This window comes from Streptosporangium sp. NPDC006013, assembly GCF_040614275.1.
Taxonomy (GTDB): Bacteria; Actinomycetota; Actinomycetes; order Streptosporangiales; family Streptosporangiaceae; genus Streptosporangium.
On the sequence record NZ_JBEXUE010000004.1, the window covers coordinates 39,699 to 56,451 of the forward strand.

Consider the following 16,753-nt stretch of genomic DNA (forward strand, 5'->3'; position numbering starts at 1 on the left):
AAGCCGGACAACGTGCCCGACAAGATGTCAGCGCAGCTCAGTACGTGTGGCGGCCTCGGTCTCCAGCGGCGAGGCGCCCGCCCGGCTCACCGCCGCGCCGGATCGCGCGACATCCGGATCAGCACCGCGAGACCCGCCACGAGCAGCAGCGGCACCGACGCCGGCACGTCGGCCGCCGCGTCGTCCAGCACGAACACCACGGCCGGCGTGACCAGAGCGGCGACCACTCGCAACGACCAGACCGCGCCCTTCCAGGTGAGCGGTTCGTCACGGGGCCAGGCCAGGAGCGCACCCAGCAGCGGCTGCCACCGGATCACCTTGCCGCTCAGCCGCGCCGGCAGGGCCGCCTGAACCAGGCGGATCATGGAAGCTGCCCGATGCCGGTGAGCACCACGCAGAGCACCGCGACCGCCCCGGCCCCCAGCCAGAGCCCGCGCCGCGAGGTGTCCCTGAGCATCGCCAGCGCCCCCGCCCCGAGGGCGAGCGACAGCAGGTAGAGAGCGTGCGGACCGGTGTGCCCAGGGAGGAACCCCGCCGGGGCGAGGTACGGTGCGGGCCCCCAGATCGTGAAGTCCAGGTAGAAGCCGAGCATGTACTGGCCCCCGTGATCAACCATGATCTTGTTGAAGGCCGTCAGCGCCAGCATGACGAGCACCGACGCCCCCGGCCACGGCAGCCACCGGGCGACGGCCACCCCGAGCAGGCAGGCCCCCAGCACGTTCAGCGGCCCGGTGCCCAGCTCCGCCGGGGACGGGAAACGCTCCAGTTCGTTGCCGGTGACCACGTAGAGCCCGGCGAGCAGGGCCTGCGCCGTACAGGTCAGTGCGAGCGGGCCGAGAGCGGCGAGACAGAGCGCGGTGGTGCGCCGCTCTCGGTCGCAGGGGACGACCGACAACGTCTCCTCGGCCCGCCGCGCGGCGCCGGCGACCAGATTCGCGGCGAAGAAGACCGGAACCCCCCAGAAGATGGTCATCTCCGAGGTCAGCGCGGCGAACGCGGGTCGCGGCCCCGCCCAGCCGTCCTGGCCGACCCGCAGTGTCCACAGCGCCAGGCCCAGCAGGGTGAGCGGATGCCGCAGGAGCCGCCAGGCCTCGTTCAGGGCGAGCGACGGCACGACCCGCGGTCCGGAACCGGACACGTCCAGCACCTCGGCGGTCACACCGTCACCTCCGTCGCGGCGTCTCCGAGCGGCAGCGGGTAACCATTCGAACTCTCGTGGTCGCTCATCTGACGACCTCTCATTGATTTCACACCTGTCTGTCGCGCCTCAGTGCCCGGATGGTTCGCGACAGCCGGGCCACCGCCATGTCCACGATCGGCCAAGCAGCCAAAACGGGCCGGCGGAGGGTCATGAACGATCCAGGTCAGGTATCCACACACGCGGTTCTTCACAGAATTCTGTTTCCATACCACGGCGGCGCTCGTCAGACAGGCATCTACCCGCCGGCTCTCGGCCAGAATATTTCTAGCCCCATTTGTATAGCATTCTTTAACGGCGCGGCTTCGGCCGGTGAACGTGCCCACACCGGCCCTCCATGGTGCGGACGATCTCATGTACGGCATTAGCGGCGGGCGGGCCACCACGGACGCCATCCCGGGTGCCGAGCTCTTGATCATCGACGGAATGGGCCACGATCTGCCCCGGGCGCCGTGGCCCGAGATCACCTCGCGGATCGCCGATCTCGTCCGGCGCGTGGAGACGGTCACGGTCAGCGTCTCCACTGCTTCGTAGCAGCCGGTCTCACGGAGATCACCAGAATTCACGACCGGGAGCCACAACTAATTCGCGGTCAGCGGCGGCTCGCGCTTCTCAGAAACGACAGGGATCGCTAGGCTTATATTTCGTTGCACGAAACATGTCAGGCCCAATAACGATCACCTGGCATGTTCTCCGTACCGACGAATGATCAGGTTGCCGATGGCCATTGGCGAGCCGGTTCCTCCCTCCATTGACGCACGTGAAGCGCAGGGCGTGCAAATAGGCGACGGCGGCGTTCAGGTCAATGTCTTCGCACCGCGTCCGGAAATCCTCCGGCCGTGGATGTCGCCGACGCCGACCGGCCCCGTCGTCGCGCGGCCTGACCTCTATGACGCCCTGTTCGACGGCGTGACCAGGGACGACGCGGGACCGACGACACTGACCACCGCGATCGAGGGTGCGGGCGGGTTCGGCAAGACCACGCTGGCCGTGTTGCTCTGCCACGACCCCCGAGTGGCCGAGCATTTCACCGGGGGACTGCTCTGGGTCACGGTGGGCGAGCGCAGCCACGGCGCGCGGCTGGCAGAGTTGATCAGTGGGTTGTGCGAGGTGCTGTCGGGAGACGTCGTCAAGACCACCGACCCCCAGGCAGCGGGCGGCCGGCTCGGCGAGCTCCTGGATGCCCGCGGCCCGATCCTCCTCGTGGTCGACGACGTGTGGCGGCCCGAACAGCTCGCGCCGTTGATGATCGGCGGCCGGTCCTGCCGACGTCTGATCACCACCCGCAACGCGCGCGTCGCACCCCGGAGAGGAGTTTCGGTCCTCGTGGACGAGATGACGACCGAACAGGCGATCGCCACGCTGACCGACGGGGTGGGCGAGGTGCCCCGAGACCTGCTCGCCCGGCTCGTCGCCGCGACCGGCCGCTGGCCGCTGCTGCTGAGCCTCGTGAACGCCGCCCTTACCGACCAGATCGCCGCAGGGGCGGGCGTACCGCAGGCAGTGCGGTGGGTGCTGAGACGGCTGGAGACCGGCGGTCCCGCCGCTTTCGATACGGACCTGGGCGACGAGGACGGCCGAAGTCACGCGGTCAAGGCGACGATGGACGCCAGCCTTGCCCTGCTCGCGCCACACGAGCGGGAACGCTACCTCGATCTGGCGGTCGTTCCCGAGGACACTCACCTCCCGGCCGAGCTCCTGTCCCGCCTGTGGCGTACCTCCGGCGACCTGGCGGCATCCGAGGCCGAGAAGCTCCGCGCGAGGCTCGTCCGGCTACGACTCGTCCTGCCGGGCTGGGAAGGCGACACTCCCGCGGTACGGCTGCACGACATCCTGGGCTCCTACCTCCGGCACCGGCTGACGGACGAGGAACTCGCCTTCCGCCACGAGTTGACGGTTCAGGCGGCCGCCGGGCTGCTGCCGACGCCGGAACCCGAGTCGCCCTGGTGGTCGCTGCCCTCTGACGCCCTGTACCTCTGGCATCATCTGCCCCACCATCTGGCGTGCTCCGGACGGAGCGAGGAGCACGAAGCCCTGGTGTGCGATCTCCGGTGGGTAGCGGCGAAGATCGCGAACCTCGGGTCATCGGTGCCTGTCGAGATCGATCTGGCCGAGGTGCCCACCGGTACAGCCCAGTCCCTCCGGCGCGCGCTCGGCTCCATGACCGAACTGCTCACGCCCGGTGACCCGCCGACGGCCCTGGACGCCACGCTCTACTGCTATCTCAGCGGTGTTCCGGCGCTGGAGCCTGTGGTGGCCGCCTACCGCCACCACCTTTCCTCTCCTCAACTGGTGCCCGCCTGGCCGCTACCGGATCAACCGGGCCTGGTGATCCTCCGCACGCTCACCGGTCACGGAAACGGGGTGAGCCACTGCGCGTTCTCACCGGACGGCGCGCTCGTCGCGACCGCGAGCCACGACCGGACGGCCCGCGTGTGGGACACGACGACAGGCAGAACTGTCAAGATCCTGAGCGGGCACGCGGGGGCGGTGTCGGCGTGTGCCTTCTCACCGGACGGCACGCTCTTGGCGACCGCAGGTCATGATCTGACGGCGCGTGTGTGGGACGTCGCCACGGGCAAGGAGAGGGAAGTGCTCACCGGCCACTCCGAGCCGGTCACATCCTGCGCGTTCTCACCGGACGGCACCCTCCTCGCCACCACAAGCCACGACAACACGATCCGCCTGTGGGACCTGATGACAACCAGGCGGGTCAGAGTCCTGACCGGCCATACGGCCCCGGTGCTGACCTGCGCCTTCTCACCGGACGGCACCCTACTCGCGACCGCAGGTCATGATCTGACGGCGCGCGTGTGGGACGTCGCCACAGGCGAGGAGCAGGAGGCACTCACCGGCCACTCCGAATCGGTCACATCCTGCGCGTTCTCACCGGACGGCACCCTCCTCGCCACCACAAGCCACGACAACACGATCCGCCTGTGGGACCTGATGACAACCAGGCGGGTCAGAGTCCTGACCGGCCATACGGCCCCGGTGCTGACCTGCGCCTTCTCACCGGACGGCACCCTACTCGCGACCGCAGGTCATGATCTGACGGCGCGCGTGTGGGACGTCGCCACAGGCGAGGAGCAGGAGGCACTCACCGGCCACTCCGAATCGGTCACATCCTGCGCGTTCTCACCGGACGGCACCCTCCTCGCCACCACAAGCCACGACTGGAAGCTCCAGTTCTGGCAGACCGGGGCCGGCTCCGAGCGGTCGGAGCACTCGCTGAGATGGCAGTACACCTGCGCGTTCTCTCCGGACGGCACGGTCGTCGCCACTGCGGGACACGACCGGACCGTACGGGTCTGGGACGTCCTCACCGGTGACCTACGGCAGACGTTCGAGGGCCACACCGACACCGTCAGCGGGTGCGCGTTCTCTCCGGACGGCATGCTCCTCGCCACCGCGAGCCACGACCACACGATCCGCCTCTGGGACACCTTCACCGGCACGACCCGCACTGTCCTGACCGGGCACACCGAGGCGGTCGCCGACTGCGACTTCTCGCCCGACGGCACGCTCCTCGCCTCGGCCTCCCACGACGACACGGTCCGGCTCTGGGACATGGCCACGGGACGACCACTGCGAACCCTCACCGGTCATACCGGGGCGGTCTCCACCTGTGCCTTCTCACCCGACGGCACGCTCCTCGCCACCGCGAGCCACGACCACACGATCCGCCTCTGGGACACCTCCACCGGCACGACCCGCACTGTCCTGACCGGGCACACCAACCTGGTCAGCGCCTGTGCCTTCTCGCCCGACGGCACGCTCCTCGCCACGGCCGGCCACGACCGGACCAGCAAGGTCTGGGACGTCGCCTCCGGCCGGTTGCGCCAGACCCTGGCACGGCATACCAGCGGTGTCACGGACTGCGCCTTCTCACCCGACGGCACCCTCGTCACCACCGACATCGGCGAGCGCCGGCTCCGGATGTGGCATCCGGGCAGCGACAGACCTTGGTGCGGGCTGCGCGTCGTCACCCCGCTGCTGCACCTCGCCTGGCACCCCGACCAACCGCTTCTGTGCGCCGTGGGCGAGACCGGCGTCTACCTGTTCCGCTATCTGCCCCACGGCGTCAGGGACGCCACGACCTGACGGAGAGGTCATGTTCGAGTCCGGCCCGCATGTGAGCTGTTACCGAGCCTTCTCCCCCGTCGACGGCTCTTTCGTGGGTGTCCGCTGCGTCAAGTTCGCCAACCTGGTCCACTGCCCCGAACTGGAAGGCGTCGCTTTCGTCTGGTACGCGGAGGGAGTCGAGCCGGCGGGCCCCTACCGGCATTTCGGCGAGGCGTTTCTCACCGCACCCGACGGCGGCACCCTGATCGCGCACGCGGCGGGCCTCGTCGGCAACAGTGAACGGGACGAACCGTTCCTGCGGCTGCGGTTCGACGTCCCGTCTCCCCCTTCCGAAGTGCCGAGGCGGCTGTTCGTCACCGGCGACCGGCAGGAGGAGTGGAAACTGGTGCCTGACGGCGTCGTCCACGACTACCGGCCGCTGCCTCGGCACGTCGAGCGGACCGGCCCCCATCTGAACGAGTTCACGGTGCGCAAGCGTGACGGGACACCGGGGTTCGGCGTGCGAAGCATGCTGAGCAGCGGCAGTTGGCTGGGAGCGGGCCGCTGGCTCGACCTGACCTATCTGCATCTCGGAACCTACATCGGCGCGCGGACCGGGCCGGTACGGTTCAGCGCTTCGGACATCGCCGCCGGAAACCGGTTCTGCGGTCTCGTCCCCTGGGGTGAGATCACGATACGGAAGGACGCGGAGGAGGCGTCCGTACGCCAGGTAACCGGGGCCTGGTCCGAGACGTGGCAGCTACGGCACGCCGCGATCGGATGGCGTCCGGACCCTCGGATAGCGGGATTCGCCATGCCCCGCTGACCACGGCCGTCGCCGCCGCCCCGAGAAGCGCGGTACCGGTGACGTCGAGCAGGTAGGCGGAGAGCCATACGTGCTTGGCGATCTCGTAGTACCCGTCGCCGACCACCGCGAGCGCGGCGACCCCCACGGCGCCGACCGCGCCGACTCCGGCGACGCGGATCAGCACATGGACGGGGTCGCCCCGTGACCGTCCCAGGAGTGACGCCGATCCGATGGCGATCCCCAGCGCGGCGAGCAGTGACGGGTACCACGGGGCAGGCATGCCGTCCAGCCAGGCACGCAGAGTGTCGCCGTCATGGCCCATCGATCCGGTGGGGGTGACCTTCTTGGGGACGTCCGCACCGGCGGGGAGCGGGTCGTCACGCAGGTAGTCGATCTCCCGGCCCTGGGTGGCCTGCATGGCGACGCCGACCGCGCGGGCCAGCGCCGCCGGGTGCCGGGCGAGGTACCGATAGGCGGCGTTACGAGCGCGACCAGGGTCATCGCCGATGAGAGCCTGCCAGCCGGGGATGGCATCGGGGTCAACGGGAACGCCCTCCTCGTCGGAACTGCCGTGACCGGAGTATGCGACGGCCTCCGGCGGCAGACCCAGGGCGACGACCGCGCCAGGACCGAGTTCGGGGAACAGCATCGTGAATATCAGGTTGTGCGCGTTGACCCCGTGGTACACCCGGGACTGCCAGCGCTGCGCTTTCACGACCGGCCCGACGGCGGCCCCCAGGATCACCGCGGCGACGGCGGGACCGGTGATCCGCCCGCTTGCCGCGCATACCGCCGCGGCGAGCGGCAGCAGCGGCCCGTAAGAGTTCTTGGTGGTGGCGGCCAGTAATCCGCCTCCGCCCGTCAGAGCCAGCCCCAGCACACGCTCGACGCGCTGAGCGGGCCGGCTGACGGCCAGGATCGCAGTCCCGGAAAGCAGGCCGGCGACGGCCAGCAGCCCGGCCGGCTCGGAGTAGGTGGAGACGAAGAACCGCGCGAAGTCGCGGTCTGCCAGTGGTGCCAGTATCGGGAGCAGGATCAGGGGCCGGGCTACTCCGTCAGCGGACAGGGCCCAGGCTGCCACCCCGGTCACCGCACCGGTGAGCAGGGCGTAGGTCCATCCGAGCCGGGTCAGCGACCAGCGTTCCGAGCGGCCAAGCGCGGCGACTTTTAGGACCTGCAGCGCCGCCGACGGAATGGGGTCGGGACCGGGGGCACCACGGGTGAAATGGACGACGACCCCGTTCTTCCAGTCGGAGCGCTGGTCGGCCGTGTCGGGAATGAGCCCCGCACCGCGGTAAAGCCTGATCCCGTCGGTGTTGTCGCCCGCGCCGACCGGCCGGCCGGAGAGAATTCCTGTGACGCGGAGGATCACGCACACGCACCCCCCTGCGGCCGCCACCGAGACGGCGGCACGTACGACCCCCCGAATGTGCATGTCTCAGAGGGAGGGCGGGGCCGCGTTGAAGACGTTGCTCTGTGTGCTGTGGTCACCGATCTGCACGCCCTGGGCGCCCCGGGCGTCTACCTGGTATTTGCCCGCCGAGGTGCCTTCCGCGTCCAGCATCTCCATCAGCAGCTGTGCCGCCCGCACCAGGTCAGCGTCGCCACCGGCCGCTACCCGCTCCAGTTCCGCCGTCAACGCCGGCCGCCAGGCCTCCGGATTGTCCTGGAGCCTCTCCAGGGCCGTCTCACCCGCCGGCTGACCGTTGAAGCGACGCAGCACCAGTGCCTTCAGGCCCGCGTACGCGTCGGTCACCATGCTCGTCATCGTGCCTTGAGCACCTGCCACCGCACCCGCCGTCAGCGCCGCCACGATAAGCGATACAGGATCCACGGCCTCAGCGTCTCAGCCCGCGTCTGCCCCCGCAAGAGCGTTCGCCACCTGTCCCCCTTGAGCTTCCGGTGACAGAGGAGGTGCGCTCCAGACCGGTCCCCGATCGGGAAGGCTCGCAACGGAGCCAAGCCTGTCGGAGGCGTCGCCGCGGCAGGGGCGAGAATCACACGGAACATGCAGGTCGGCGCCTCGACCACGCCAGGAGCATCGGCAGGCCGGTGCTCACCGGGCTGCGGTCGCCTGCTGAGACCCGCCCGGAGACCGGCCTCGATGCGAGGCACCAGATGACTCACACCGGGGACGGCCCCTGATCGATGCGGAGCTGAAGCGCGCGTGGCCCGCGGACCTGGCCGGTGGACCAGGTCACGGTCGCCGGGTCGTGGAGGCTGAAGTTCGGGATCCGCTCAAGCCAGACCTCCAGGGCGACCCGCAGTTCCATCCGCGCGAGGTGCGAGCCCACGCAGCGGTGGATACCGAGGCCGAACGCGGCGTGCCGGTTGACCTCGCGATCGATGACGACCTCGCCCGCCCGCTCGAACTGCGCCGGGTCCCGGTTGGCCGCCGGGAACGACAGCAGGATCCAGTCGTCCGCCTTCATGTCGACGCCGTGCCAGTGCGTGTCCTCCTTGACCAGCCGGGCCATCGTGACCGGCGCGTAGACCCGGAGGAACTCCTCCATCGCGGTCGGCAGCAGCGCGGGCTCGTCGACCAGGCGCTCACGGTCGGCCGGGGTCTTCGCGAGATGCCACAGCGACGCGCCGATCGCGCTCCAGGTCGTGTCGATGCCCGCGATGAGCAGCAGGGCCATCGTGCCGGCCACGTGCGACGGGTCGAGTTTGCGGCCGTACAGCTCGGCGTTGACGAGGTAGGTCGTCAGGTCGTCACGCGGGTCGTCGACGTGGTCGCGGACCTGCGCGAGCAGGTAGTCGAACAGACTCCCCATCCGCGCCATGCGCTCCTCTGGCGGCAAGTTGACGCCTTCGAGCGTGTTCTCCACGAATTCGCGGAACCGCGGCCCGTCCTCGGGTGGAAAGCCGAGCATGTCGGCGATGACCCGCATCGGGATGTACTGGGCGTAGTCACGGGCGGCGTCGACGGTGGGCTGCCCCTCGAACGCGTCGATGAGCGAGTGGCACAGCGCTCTCGTCGCCTGCTCCCGCTTGGCGACCGCGCTCTTGGTGAACGCCGGGAGCAGCAGTCTGCGCGCGTCGTGGTGGAACGGCGGATCGGAGGAGATCGGCGGCGTGCCACCCACCGGCGCCACCTCCCGAGGCGGCCGGAAGTTGCTCATGATGATCGACCGTGAGGAGAAGTGCTCGGTGTCGTAGGCGATCTCGGCGACGTCCTCGTAGCGGGTGGGCAGCCAGCCGCCGCCGAACCGGTCGGTGTGCGCGATCGGACAGCGCTGCCGCAGGTCGTCCTGGATGGGGTACGGGTCGGCGGCCCACTCGGGCTCCAGGTGGGAGAAGTCGGTCGCCCAATCCGAGACCGGACCGGTGATGATCTCGTTGCGGGTGCCGAGGGGCAGGTCTGCCCGCGATTCCCGGAAGTCTCGGGTGAAGCGGTCGTCTCCGGTCATGTCACGCCTCCTGCACGATGTCGATCGCTCGTTCGGGGCAGTTGGACACGGCCAGGTGGGCCACATGCTCATCTCTCGGCGGCACGACGCCGTCCGCGATGACCTGCCCGTAGCCCTCCTCGTCCTCGGTGAACAGGGTGGGGGCGAGGTCGTAGCAGCGGCCATGTCCCTGGCATTTTTCAGAATTCATCTGGACTATCACTACGGTGCTCCGCTCTGTGCGGGGGTGTCGTCAGCAGGGGCGAGGCCTGCCACGACTCGGGCGAGCAGCGTGCTCCACTCCGCGTCGTCGACCCCGTGCAGACCGGGTGGGACGAGCGCGCTGCCCATCGCGAGCAGCAGGCAGAAGTGGGCAAGCGCGTTCGGCGACAGCGTGGGGTCGAGCTCGCCGTCGTTCTGGGCGACGCGCACCAGCCCGGCGAGCCAGTCGGAACGTTCACCGACGTAGTCACGCATCGGCCGGGCGACGTCCTCGTCACGACGGGCGGCGACCAGCGCCTCGACGATGAGGGCGCCGCGGACGTCGCGCCGGCGGGGCAGCCAGCGGCCGATGACGAGCAGCAGATCCGTGATCGACCGGTCGGGGTCGGCGGCGAACAGGCCGGCGAGCAACTGTGGCCCGTGCGCGCGCAGCGCGGTCACGAGCAGCTCGGCCTTCGAGCCGAAGTGCGCGTACAGCGCGCCGTTGCTCACTCCTGCGGCCGCAGCGATGTCGGCCACCCGCGTGCCGTCGTACCCACGCTTGGCGAAGACCTCCGCCGCCGCGTTCAGCAACCGCTCCCGTGTCTCGGCGGCGGTGACACCCGCGATGCGCCCCATACAGGAAGTAAAAGAGCATTCATTTAATTCGTCAAGAGCCTTGTTCCACAGCCCCAGCGGATGTCTGGGGCCCTTGCAGATGTCAGTACGGCACGCGAATTGTCAGTGGACTTGGCAGTGGGCCATCGGGGATGGCAGTAGACGCGTGTACGACAGGAGGTTCAGCCCGTGGCATCTGGCCGTATCCCTCGGCGTTTGACGTTGGTGGTTGAGCCACAGCCGGGTGAGTCGTTCGCCTCTTGGGTTGATCGGATGGCGGTGCGGAACGGATGCCCGCCGTGGACGCTCGTTGAGTCTTTGGGGCTGGACGTGCGTGCGAAGGCTGGCGATGTCCGCTCGCTGGCGTACGGCGTCGTCGCGAATCCAGAGACGTACGAGGCGATCAAGTCCGCCACGGGAGTGGATGCCAAGATCGTCCGGGGAATGCACCTGGAAGTGTTCGACGGCTCCGCCGTGAACTTGGCGGGCGTCCGTGTGGGGGACAAGGAGTCGGTCCGCCGGGCGGAGCTGCGTGAAGGGGCTCGATTCTTCGACAGCCGGGCGTGCGCGCAATGTCTGGCGGCCCGCTTGCATGCACCCGAAACCCTCGACGACTTAGACCTACCCAAGGCCGCACTGCTCCTGGCCGGTGAGGGGCAACGCCCTTGGCAGCGTTCGACCGGCACTTGAAAGGCGACCCGGCCTGGCCCGCCGAATGTCCCCCGGCGTGACGGTTGAGACGCCCACAGAACAGGGATATAGGGCTTCGATGATGACTGCATCGCATGAGCCCCCGAAGTTCTGTTGGCCGCGGCTACAGGTTGGTGACCATGTGGCCCTCGTCTCTCCGGCCAGCTTCCCCGACGCCACCGCGATCGAGGACCTCACCCAGCTTCTGAGTAGCTGGGGGTTGAGGGTCAAGATTGGAAAACACGTCCTGGACCAGCGGGGCTACATGGCCGGACGCGACGCGGACCGACTTACCGACCTCAACGCCGCCTTCGCCGACCCTGAGATCCGAGCGGTCATCACCACTCGAGGCGGGGCGGGGGCCTACCGCATCCTCGATGGGCTTGACTTCGATGCCATCCGCGCAGACCCGAAACCGCTGGTGGGATTCAGCGACATCACCTACCTGCACTTGGCCATCTGGCGTCAGTGCCGAGTCCCTGGCATCCACGGCTGCCTAGTCGGCCCCAACGCGAGCGCAACCGTCCGCCATCTGCTGACGAGCACCGAACCCTCAACGCATCATCGCAATCCTCAGTTGCTTTCGGTCGCCGCCGAGGTGCCAGGTCACACCCGCGGCTACCTGTTGGGCGGATGGTTGACCGCGTCGGCCGGCATGGTCGGCGCCGGACTGCCCGACCTCACTGGGGCGATCCTGCTGATCGAAGCCGAACGGACGATCGGGCTCGGACAGATCGACCGGCAGCTCACCCAGCTGATCCGCTCCCGCGCCCTCGACGGCTTCCGCGGAATCGCCCTGGGACGGTTCCCCGGTTTCGAGGACTACACCGATCGCGGCTGGAACCTCATCGACGTTCTTCGCGACCGGCTCACCCCACTCGGCGTCCCCATACTCGGCGGCCTTGAAATTGGGCATGGCCCAGATCCCCACGCCGTTCCCCTCGGCACGATGGCCGAACTCAACACCGACAGCGGCACCCTTATGCTTCGCCCGCCAGCACAGTGACGCGAAACCCGTTCGTCGAGAGTGAGGCCAGTAGTAGTCGGATCCGAACGTGGTTCAGCCCCTACTGTCACGTTGAATGTCGTTCGGCCCAACTGATTAGATGCTGATCTAAATGACGGTGCCCAGGTCAGCGACGGGCCTTGCTGCCATCTCTGATGGCTCCAAACAGCGGATGTCTGGACTCAGCGAACCTGACAGTTTGGCGTCGAACCTATCGGTAAGTTTCTGATCATGTCCGATGCCGACTTCACCCCCCTTCGCGTCACCTACCGAACGCACGGGCTTGACACCTCCCGCCGCATCCGCACATGGGCGAAGGCGAAGGGTTACTCCGTCAGCGAGCGTGGCCGGGTCGCTCCGGAAATCATCGATGCCTTCTTCGCCGCCCATCCCGAGGTCTACGAACAGGCGAACAAGTTCGAGATGGTCCACGCCACCGCAAGGACCCCCGGCGCCTCCCCGGAGGATTACGAATGGCAGGAGGAGGGCAGCCCACTCGGGGACATCTACACGATCGCTTTCGTTCGTGGGCTCGACGAGCACGAGGTGCTGCGCGGGCTCGGCGCCACGGACGAGGATATCCGGTTGATCGGAGATGGGGACTACTCCCAGCCGGGAGGACCTGAGGTCATCACCGTGAGGCGAATCGGGGACTGGACTGTCGCGATCGAGGACTGTGGCTGGCGCGGCGCGCAACGGGAGGCTTTGGGCGCCTTGTCGCGCAACGGCGGAGAGGCTGTGGCGGTGCAGCGGCATGACCACGCCCAGCACCACGTCACCTATGCCGTCGACGGCCGGCTCATCACCGACATCAACCCGGCGTTTCCCATTGACAGGCAGGGCGCGGATCCCGACCGGCTCAATCGTCACCTCCGTGAGCTGGGCATCGATCCGGCCGCCGGCGACCACATCGACAACCCCATCCCGGCGGCCCTGGCACTCGCCAGCCGAATCACCGGCGTCATGATCAGCCCACAACACCTCCGCCGCCCCATTCTCGGCGCCGCCATACCCGGTGCCTATTTCTGACCCACCCCAGCGTCGGAACGGGCCAGAAGCGGTGGTGATGCAGCGATGCCCCCACCTCGCCACAGAGACCCTCCGCACCCTGCTGCGCAGCGCCTTCCACGGCTACATCACCCTGGAGGCCAACGGCGGATTCCGCCACTCTCGCGACGTGCAGAAGTCCTGGGAGCGGGCCCTTGACGGCCTCCACCTCCTGCTGGAGAACTGGCCTGCTCACGCGGCGGAGGAAGAAAGAACATGACGAGCCGCCACGGGCCTCCTTCGTCGGCCTACGGCATCGAGTTGGCGGACGCCCTGGACGGCATTGCTCGGGAACGCTGACCGGCAGCCGTCCCGATCGCCTGGTGAAAGCCTCGTCGCCTTCCGCCGCGGGCCACTGCGCGGCGGTGCCGAGTCGCCGTTCAAGGATGCAGGCCGCGAGGCGGCCCGCGGCGTTGATACACGGCGGATACATGGCCGAGCACCCGCGGATACCCGGTCGATACAGAGTGGACGGAAAAGGGCTCCAAAGTGGCCACGGCGTCGTGAAGGACGGCGTGATCCCACCGAGAAGGAGTCCTTGATGCGTGTGTTGATGTGCGGTCTGCTCGGTCTAACGGTGTTGACCGGCTGCGGGGGAGCCTCAACCCCCGCGGCAGACAGCGGCGGTGCCACGATGGACAAGGTCCGCGAGCGGGAGACTGTCATCGCCACCTGCATGAAGCAGAAGGGTTTCTCCTACACCCCCTCGGTCAGCCGGCCCAAGCAGCCCGATGCGAACCCCGCTGACTACGCGGCGATGAAGGCGGCCCGCAGCAAGGACGGCTTCGGCGTCTTCTCCGCCGTCGTCTATCCGAAGCCGCCGGAAACGCAGGCGCCGGACCCCAACAGGGCGACGATCGACGGCCTCTCCGGCGCCAAGCGGGACGCCTACCTCAAGACCATGAACGAGTGCCGGGTCAACGCCCTCCAGCAGGTGGACGGCCTGAAAGTCACCTCGGTCGCCGACTATCAGGACCAGATGAGCACGGAGATCGAGAACATCGACAAGGTTCTCGACGGCGACCCCAAGCTCCTGGAGCTCGCCGCGCCGTTCGCCGAGTGCCTGAAGTCCAAAGGCGAGCGGGTGACCTCCGCGAAGCCGCTTGCGCTGAGTGTTCGCGGCTGGGAGGTGTGGAGCGAGCAGGCCGACCAGCTCGGCAAGGCGGGCAAGGTCACGGCGGAGGCGGCCAGGCCGTATCTCGCCAAGGAGATCAAGTCGGCGCTGGTCGACCTGGAGTGCGGCAAGGACTTCTACGCCGCCTTCGTCCCCCTGCAAAAGCAGCTCACCAACGAGGCCAGGGCGAAGTACGGGTTCCAAGAGCGGTGATGCGTACCCCTCGTGGCAAGCTGCTGCTCGTGCTGGCCGTGGTCCTGGTGGTCGCGGGGACCGGCTGGGGAGTGGGCACTCTGCTGCGTTCCCCGGCCGACGAGGCGGCGGCACGCAAGCCGCCCAAACCGTCGCTGGTCACCGCCGCGGTCGAGCGGCGCAAGCTGGTCGCCACCGTAGTGGTCAGCGGCGCGCTGGAGTACGGCTCGCCGTATCCGGTGTCGCTGGCCGGAGTGGTGGGCGGCAGCGAAACCGCTCAGCGCGCTACCCGCGCTCCCCGGCGGGGCACCCTCGTGGAGGGCGCGGTGCTGATGGAGGTGAACGGGCGCCCGGTGTTCGTCTTCTCCGGCACGGTGCCGATGCACCGCAGCATCGTCTCCGGCGCCAAGGGGGCCGATGTCAAGCAGTTGCAGAAGGCGCTGCGCAGGCTCGGCTACCGCGCGCCCGCGACCGGCGTGTTCGACCAGGCGACCATCACCGCGGTGTCGCGCTTCTACGCCAAGCGGGGCTATGAGGCGCAGCAACCCACCTTGGAACTGCGGCAGAGGCGCGACGACCTGCACCGGGCCGTACGGGCCGCGCGGGAAGTGTTCGCGACCGAGCGTAAGGCCCTTGACCAGGGCAAGGATGTGCTCCCGCTGAAAGTCAGGCTCGCCAACGCCCGGCAGGATCTGCAGGAGGCCGAACAGGCGCTGAGGAGCGCGTGGGCACAGGAGCACACCACCGAGGACGAGGCCAAGGTCGAGGCCGCCGAGAGCGCCGTACGGGCGGCCGGGGAGAAGCTGCTGGCGGCCCAGCAGGAGCTCGCCCAGGCCACCGCGACGCCCACCCCCGCGCCCAGCCTCAGCTCCAGCCCCACCGCAGGCCCCACCGCAGGCCCCACTGCCGATGCCACGGCCGGGCCGCCTGCCGACACCCGCCTGCTCGAACTCCGGGTCGCCAACGCCAGAGCGGATCTGGCCGCCGCCAGGTCGGCGCTGGAGCGCGTACTGGAGGAGGCCGGGAGCGCGCGGGCCAAGCGGCTGACCGAGCTGACGAAGAACGTCCGGGTAGCGCGCGAGGCCGTCGTCACCGCCGAGCAGGTGCTCAGGCAGGCCAGGCAGCTCTCGCCCGCCAAGCTGAAGGTGGCCAACGCCCAGCGTGACCTGGCCGCGGCACGAGCGCTGCTGGCCGAGTTCTCCCGGACCTACGGCACCACCGTCCCGCCGGGAGAGGTCGTCTTCCTGCCCAAGCTGCCCGCCCGCCTGCACAAGTCGACCGTCAAGGCGGGCGAGCTGGTGGACAAGTCGATCGCCACGGTGACCAGCTCCACCTTCGTGGTCTCAGGCTCGGTGGACGTGGCTGAGGCCGAGCGGCTGAAGACAGGTCTGAACGCGAGCATCGAAACCGAGGCCGGCAAGACCGTCCCCGGCACGGTGACCTCCCTCGGCGGACGTGACGCGAAGGGCGCCGTGCCGGTGATGATCACTCCTGCCTCGATGAGGGGCCTCAAGAAGCTCGCCGGCGCGCCCGTCACGGTTCGCGTCACCATCGGAGCCACCGACCAGGAGGTGCTCGTGGTCCCCGCCGCGGCAGTCGTCACCGCCGCGGATGGCAAGGCCCGGGTGCAGGTGGAGACCGCGCCCGACCAGACCAAGGAGGTCGAGGTACGCACCGGCCTGTCCGCCGACGGAGCCGTGGAGGTGGCCGGCGACCTCAAGCCGGGCGACATGGTGGTGATCAACAGTGCCTGAGCCGGTCATCCTGCTCCACGACCTGACCAAGGAGTTCCCCGCCGATCCTCCCGTCCGGGCGCTCTCCGTCGTCAACCTAAGAGTTGAAAAGTCGGACTACGTGGCCATCGTCGGCCCTTCCGGATCCGGGAAGTCCACCCTGCTCAACACACTCGGCCTGCTCGACCGGCCGACCAGCGGCAGCTACCGGCTCGACGGCATCGAGACCATCTCACTGAAGGACAGCGTGCGGACCACCATCCGCGGCAGCCGTATCGGCTTCGTCTTCCAGTCCTTCCACCTGTTGCCGCACCGCAGCGTGCTGGAGAACGTCATGCTCGCCGAGGTCTACGGCGCAGCACGGCGCGGGGGGCGGCGGGAACGCGCGATGCGCGCTCTGGAGCGGGTACGGCTGTCGCACCGGGTGGACTTCCTGCCCGGCAGGCTGTCCGGCGGTGAGCGGCAGCGCGCCGCCATCGCCCGCGCCCTCATGGGCGAACCGTCGCTGCTGCTGTGCGACGAACCCACCGGCAACCTCGACAGCAAGAACACCGACGCCGTGCTCGACCTGTTCGACGAACTGCGCGCCCAGGGCATGACCATCGTGGTCATCACCCATGAGAACAACGTGAGCGACCGGGCCGGGCGCCGGGTGCGCATCACCGACGGCGTCCTCACGGAGGAGTAGA

16 protein-coding genes are annotated in these 16,753 nt (G+C 68.8%); 9 read left to right on the forward strand and 7 right to left on the reverse strand.

Annotated features, from left to right (window positions below):
• Window positions 1–86: 86 nt before the first annotated feature.
• Window positions 87–365: a hypothetical protein gene (locus ABZ260_RS01360; RefSeq protein WP_355611319.1), complete on the reverse strand. Its 279-nt coding sequence runs from the start codon at window positions 363–365 to the stop codon at window positions 87–89.
• Window positions 362–1,159, reverse strand: a complete 798-nt coding sequence (locus ABZ260_RS01365) for a hypothetical protein (RefSeq protein WP_355611322.1) — start codon at window positions 1,157–1,159, stop codon at window positions 362–364. Before ABZ260_RS01365 ends, ABZ260_RS01360 begins: the two co-directional genes overlap by 4 nt.
• Window positions 1,160–1,552: 393 nt before the next feature.
• On the opposite strand from ABZ260_RS01365, the gene ABZ260_RS01370 reads away from it, so the two are divergent.
• Entirely contained in the window at window positions 1,553–1,732 is a 180-nt protein-coding gene (locus ABZ260_RS01370) for a hypothetical protein (RefSeq protein ID WP_355611325.1), read from the forward strand.
• A 309-nt stretch (window positions 1,733–2,041) separates the two neighbouring features.
• Window positions 2,042–5,302, forward strand: a complete 3,261-nt coding sequence (locus ABZ260_RS01375; protein WP_355611328.1) for an NB-ARC domain-containing protein — start codon at window positions 2,042–2,044, stop codon at window positions 5,300–5,302.
• A 650-nt stretch (window positions 5,303–5,952) separates the two neighbouring features.
• On the opposite strand, the gene ABZ260_RS01380 is transcribed toward ABZ260_RS01375, so the two are convergent.
• From ABZ260_RS01380 to ABZ260_RS01400, 5 genes are all read right to left on the reverse strand, one after another.
• Window positions 5,953–7,506 (reverse strand): hypothetical protein, encoded by a 1,554-nt coding sequence (locus ABZ260_RS01380; protein WP_355611331.1) that lies wholly within the window; start codon window positions 7,504–7,506, stop codon window positions 5,953–5,955.
• A gap of 3 nt (window positions 7,507–7,509) precedes the next feature.
• On the reverse strand, window positions 7,510–7,839 hold the full coding sequence (locus ABZ260_RS01385; RefSeq protein ID WP_355611334.1) for a hypothetical protein: 330 nt from the start codon (window positions 7,837–7,839) through the stop codon (window positions 7,510–7,512).
• Between the two features lie 355 nt (window positions 7,840–8,194).
• Complete coding sequence (locus tag ABZ260_RS01390) at window positions 8,195–9,484, reverse strand: cytochrome P450 (protein WP_355611337.1); 1,290 nt, start codon at window positions 9,482–9,484, stop codon at window positions 8,195–8,197.
• 1 nt (window position 9,485) lies between these two features.
• Window positions 9,486–9,674, reverse strand: a complete 189-nt coding sequence (locus ABZ260_RS01395; RefSeq protein ID WP_355611340.1) for a ferredoxin — start codon at window positions 9,672–9,674, stop codon at window positions 9,486–9,488.
• Window positions 9,675–9,685: 11 nt separating this feature from the next.
• Window positions 9,686–10,303 carry a TetR/AcrR family transcriptional regulator gene (locus ABZ260_RS01400; protein WP_355611343.1) on the reverse strand — a complete coding sequence of 206 codons (618 nt, stop codon included), beginning with the start codon at window positions 10,301–10,303 and terminating at the stop codon, window positions 9,686–9,688.
• 204 nt (window positions 10,304–10,507) lie between these two features.
• Here ABZ260_RS01400 and ABZ260_RS01405 point away from each other — a divergent pair, with 204 nt between their 5' ends.
• The 7 genes from ABZ260_RS01405 (at window position 10,508) to ABZ260_RS01435 (ending at window position 16,752) form a co-directional block, all read left to right on the forward strand.
• Window positions 10,508–10,972 carry a TniQ family protein gene (locus ABZ260_RS01405; protein ID WP_355611401.1) on the forward strand — a complete coding sequence of 155 codons (465 nt, stop codon included), beginning with the start codon at window positions 10,508–10,510 and terminating at the stop codon, window positions 10,970–10,972.
• A gap of 142 nt (window positions 10,973–11,114) precedes the next feature.
• Window positions 11,115–11,978 carry an LD-carboxypeptidase gene (locus ABZ260_RS01410; RefSeq protein WP_355611346.1) on the forward strand — a complete coding sequence of 288 codons (864 nt, stop codon included), beginning with the start codon at window positions 11,115–11,117 and terminating at the stop codon, window positions 11,976–11,978.
• A 231-nt stretch (window positions 11,979–12,209) separates the two neighbouring features.
• Window positions 12,210–13,007 (forward strand): histone-like nucleoid-structuring protein Lsr2, encoded by a 798-nt coding sequence (locus ABZ260_RS01415; protein WP_355611349.1) that lies wholly within the window; start codon window positions 12,210–12,212, stop codon window positions 13,005–13,007.
• Window positions 13,008–13,044: 37 nt separating this feature from the next.
• Entirely contained in the window at window positions 13,045–13,245 is a 201-nt protein-coding gene (locus ABZ260_RS01420) for a TetR-like C-terminal domain-containing protein (RefSeq protein WP_355611352.1), read from the forward strand.
• 321 nt (window positions 13,246–13,566) lie between these two features.
• On the forward strand, window positions 13,567–14,352 hold the full coding sequence (locus ABZ260_RS01425) for a hypothetical protein (RefSeq protein WP_355611354.1): 786 nt from the start codon (window positions 13,567–13,569) through the stop codon (window positions 14,350–14,352).
• Window positions 14,352–16,085 (forward strand): peptidoglycan-binding protein, encoded by a 1,734-nt coding sequence (locus ABZ260_RS01430; RefSeq protein WP_355611357.1) that lies wholly within the window; start codon window positions 14,352–14,354, stop codon window positions 16,083–16,085. The genes ABZ260_RS01425 and ABZ260_RS01430 overlap by 1 nt, the downstream gene beginning before the upstream one ends.
• A complete protein-coding gene (locus ABZ260_RS01435) occupies window positions 16,078–16,752 on the forward strand; it encodes an ABC transporter ATP-binding protein (RefSeq protein WP_355611360.1) in 675 nt (224 codons plus the stop codon). Before ABZ260_RS01430 ends, ABZ260_RS01435 begins: the two co-directional genes overlap by 8 nt.
• Window position 16,753 lies beyond the last annotated feature (1 nt).

Coding starts and splice junctions, on each gene's coding strand:
- ABZ260_RS01360 (WP_355611319.1), bottom strand. CDS start 365: ATGATCCGCCTGGTTCAGGCGGCCCTGCCGGCGCGGCTGAGCGGCAAG.
- ABZ260_RS01370 (WP_355611325.1), top strand. CDS start 1,553: ATGTACGGCATTAGCGGCGGGCGGGCCACCACGGACGCCATCCCGGGT.
- ABZ260_RS01375 (WP_355611328.1), top strand. CDS start 2,042: ATGTCGCCGACGCCGACCGGCCCCGTCGTCGCGCGGCCTGACCTCTAT.
- ABZ260_RS01380 (WP_355611331.1), bottom strand. CDS start 7,506: ATGCACATTCGGGGGGTCGTACGTGCCGCCGTCTCGGTGGCGGCCGCA.
- ABZ260_RS01385 (WP_355611334.1), bottom strand. CDS start 7,839: ATGACGAGCATGGTGACCGACGCGTACGCGGGCCTGAAGGCACTGGTG.
- ABZ260_RS01390 (WP_355611337.1), bottom strand. CDS start 9,484: ATGACCGGAGACGACCGCTTCACCCGAGACTTCCGGGAATCGCGGGCA.
- ABZ260_RS01395 (WP_355611340.1), bottom strand. CDS start 9,674: ATGAATTCTGAAAAATGCCAGGGACATGGCCGCTGCTACGACCTCGCC.
- ABZ260_RS01400 (WP_355611343.1), bottom strand. CDS start 10,303: ATGGGGCGCATCGCGGGTGTCACCGCCGCCGAGACACGGGAGCGGTTG.
- ABZ260_RS01415 (WP_355611349.1), top strand. CDS start 12,210: ATGTCCGATGCCGACTTCACCCCCCTTCGCGTCACCTACCGAACGCAC.
- ABZ260_RS01420 (WP_355611352.1), top strand. CDS start 13,045: ATGCAGCGATGCCCCCACCTCGCCACAGAGACCCTCCGCACCCTGCTG.
- ABZ260_RS01425 (WP_355611354.1), top strand. CDS start 13,567: ATGCGTGTGTTGATGTGCGGTCTGCTCGGTCTAACGGTGTTGACCGGC.
- ABZ260_RS01430 (WP_355611357.1), top strand. CDS start 14,352: ATGCGTACCCCTCGTGGCAAGCTGCTGCTCGTGCTGGCCGTGGTCCTG.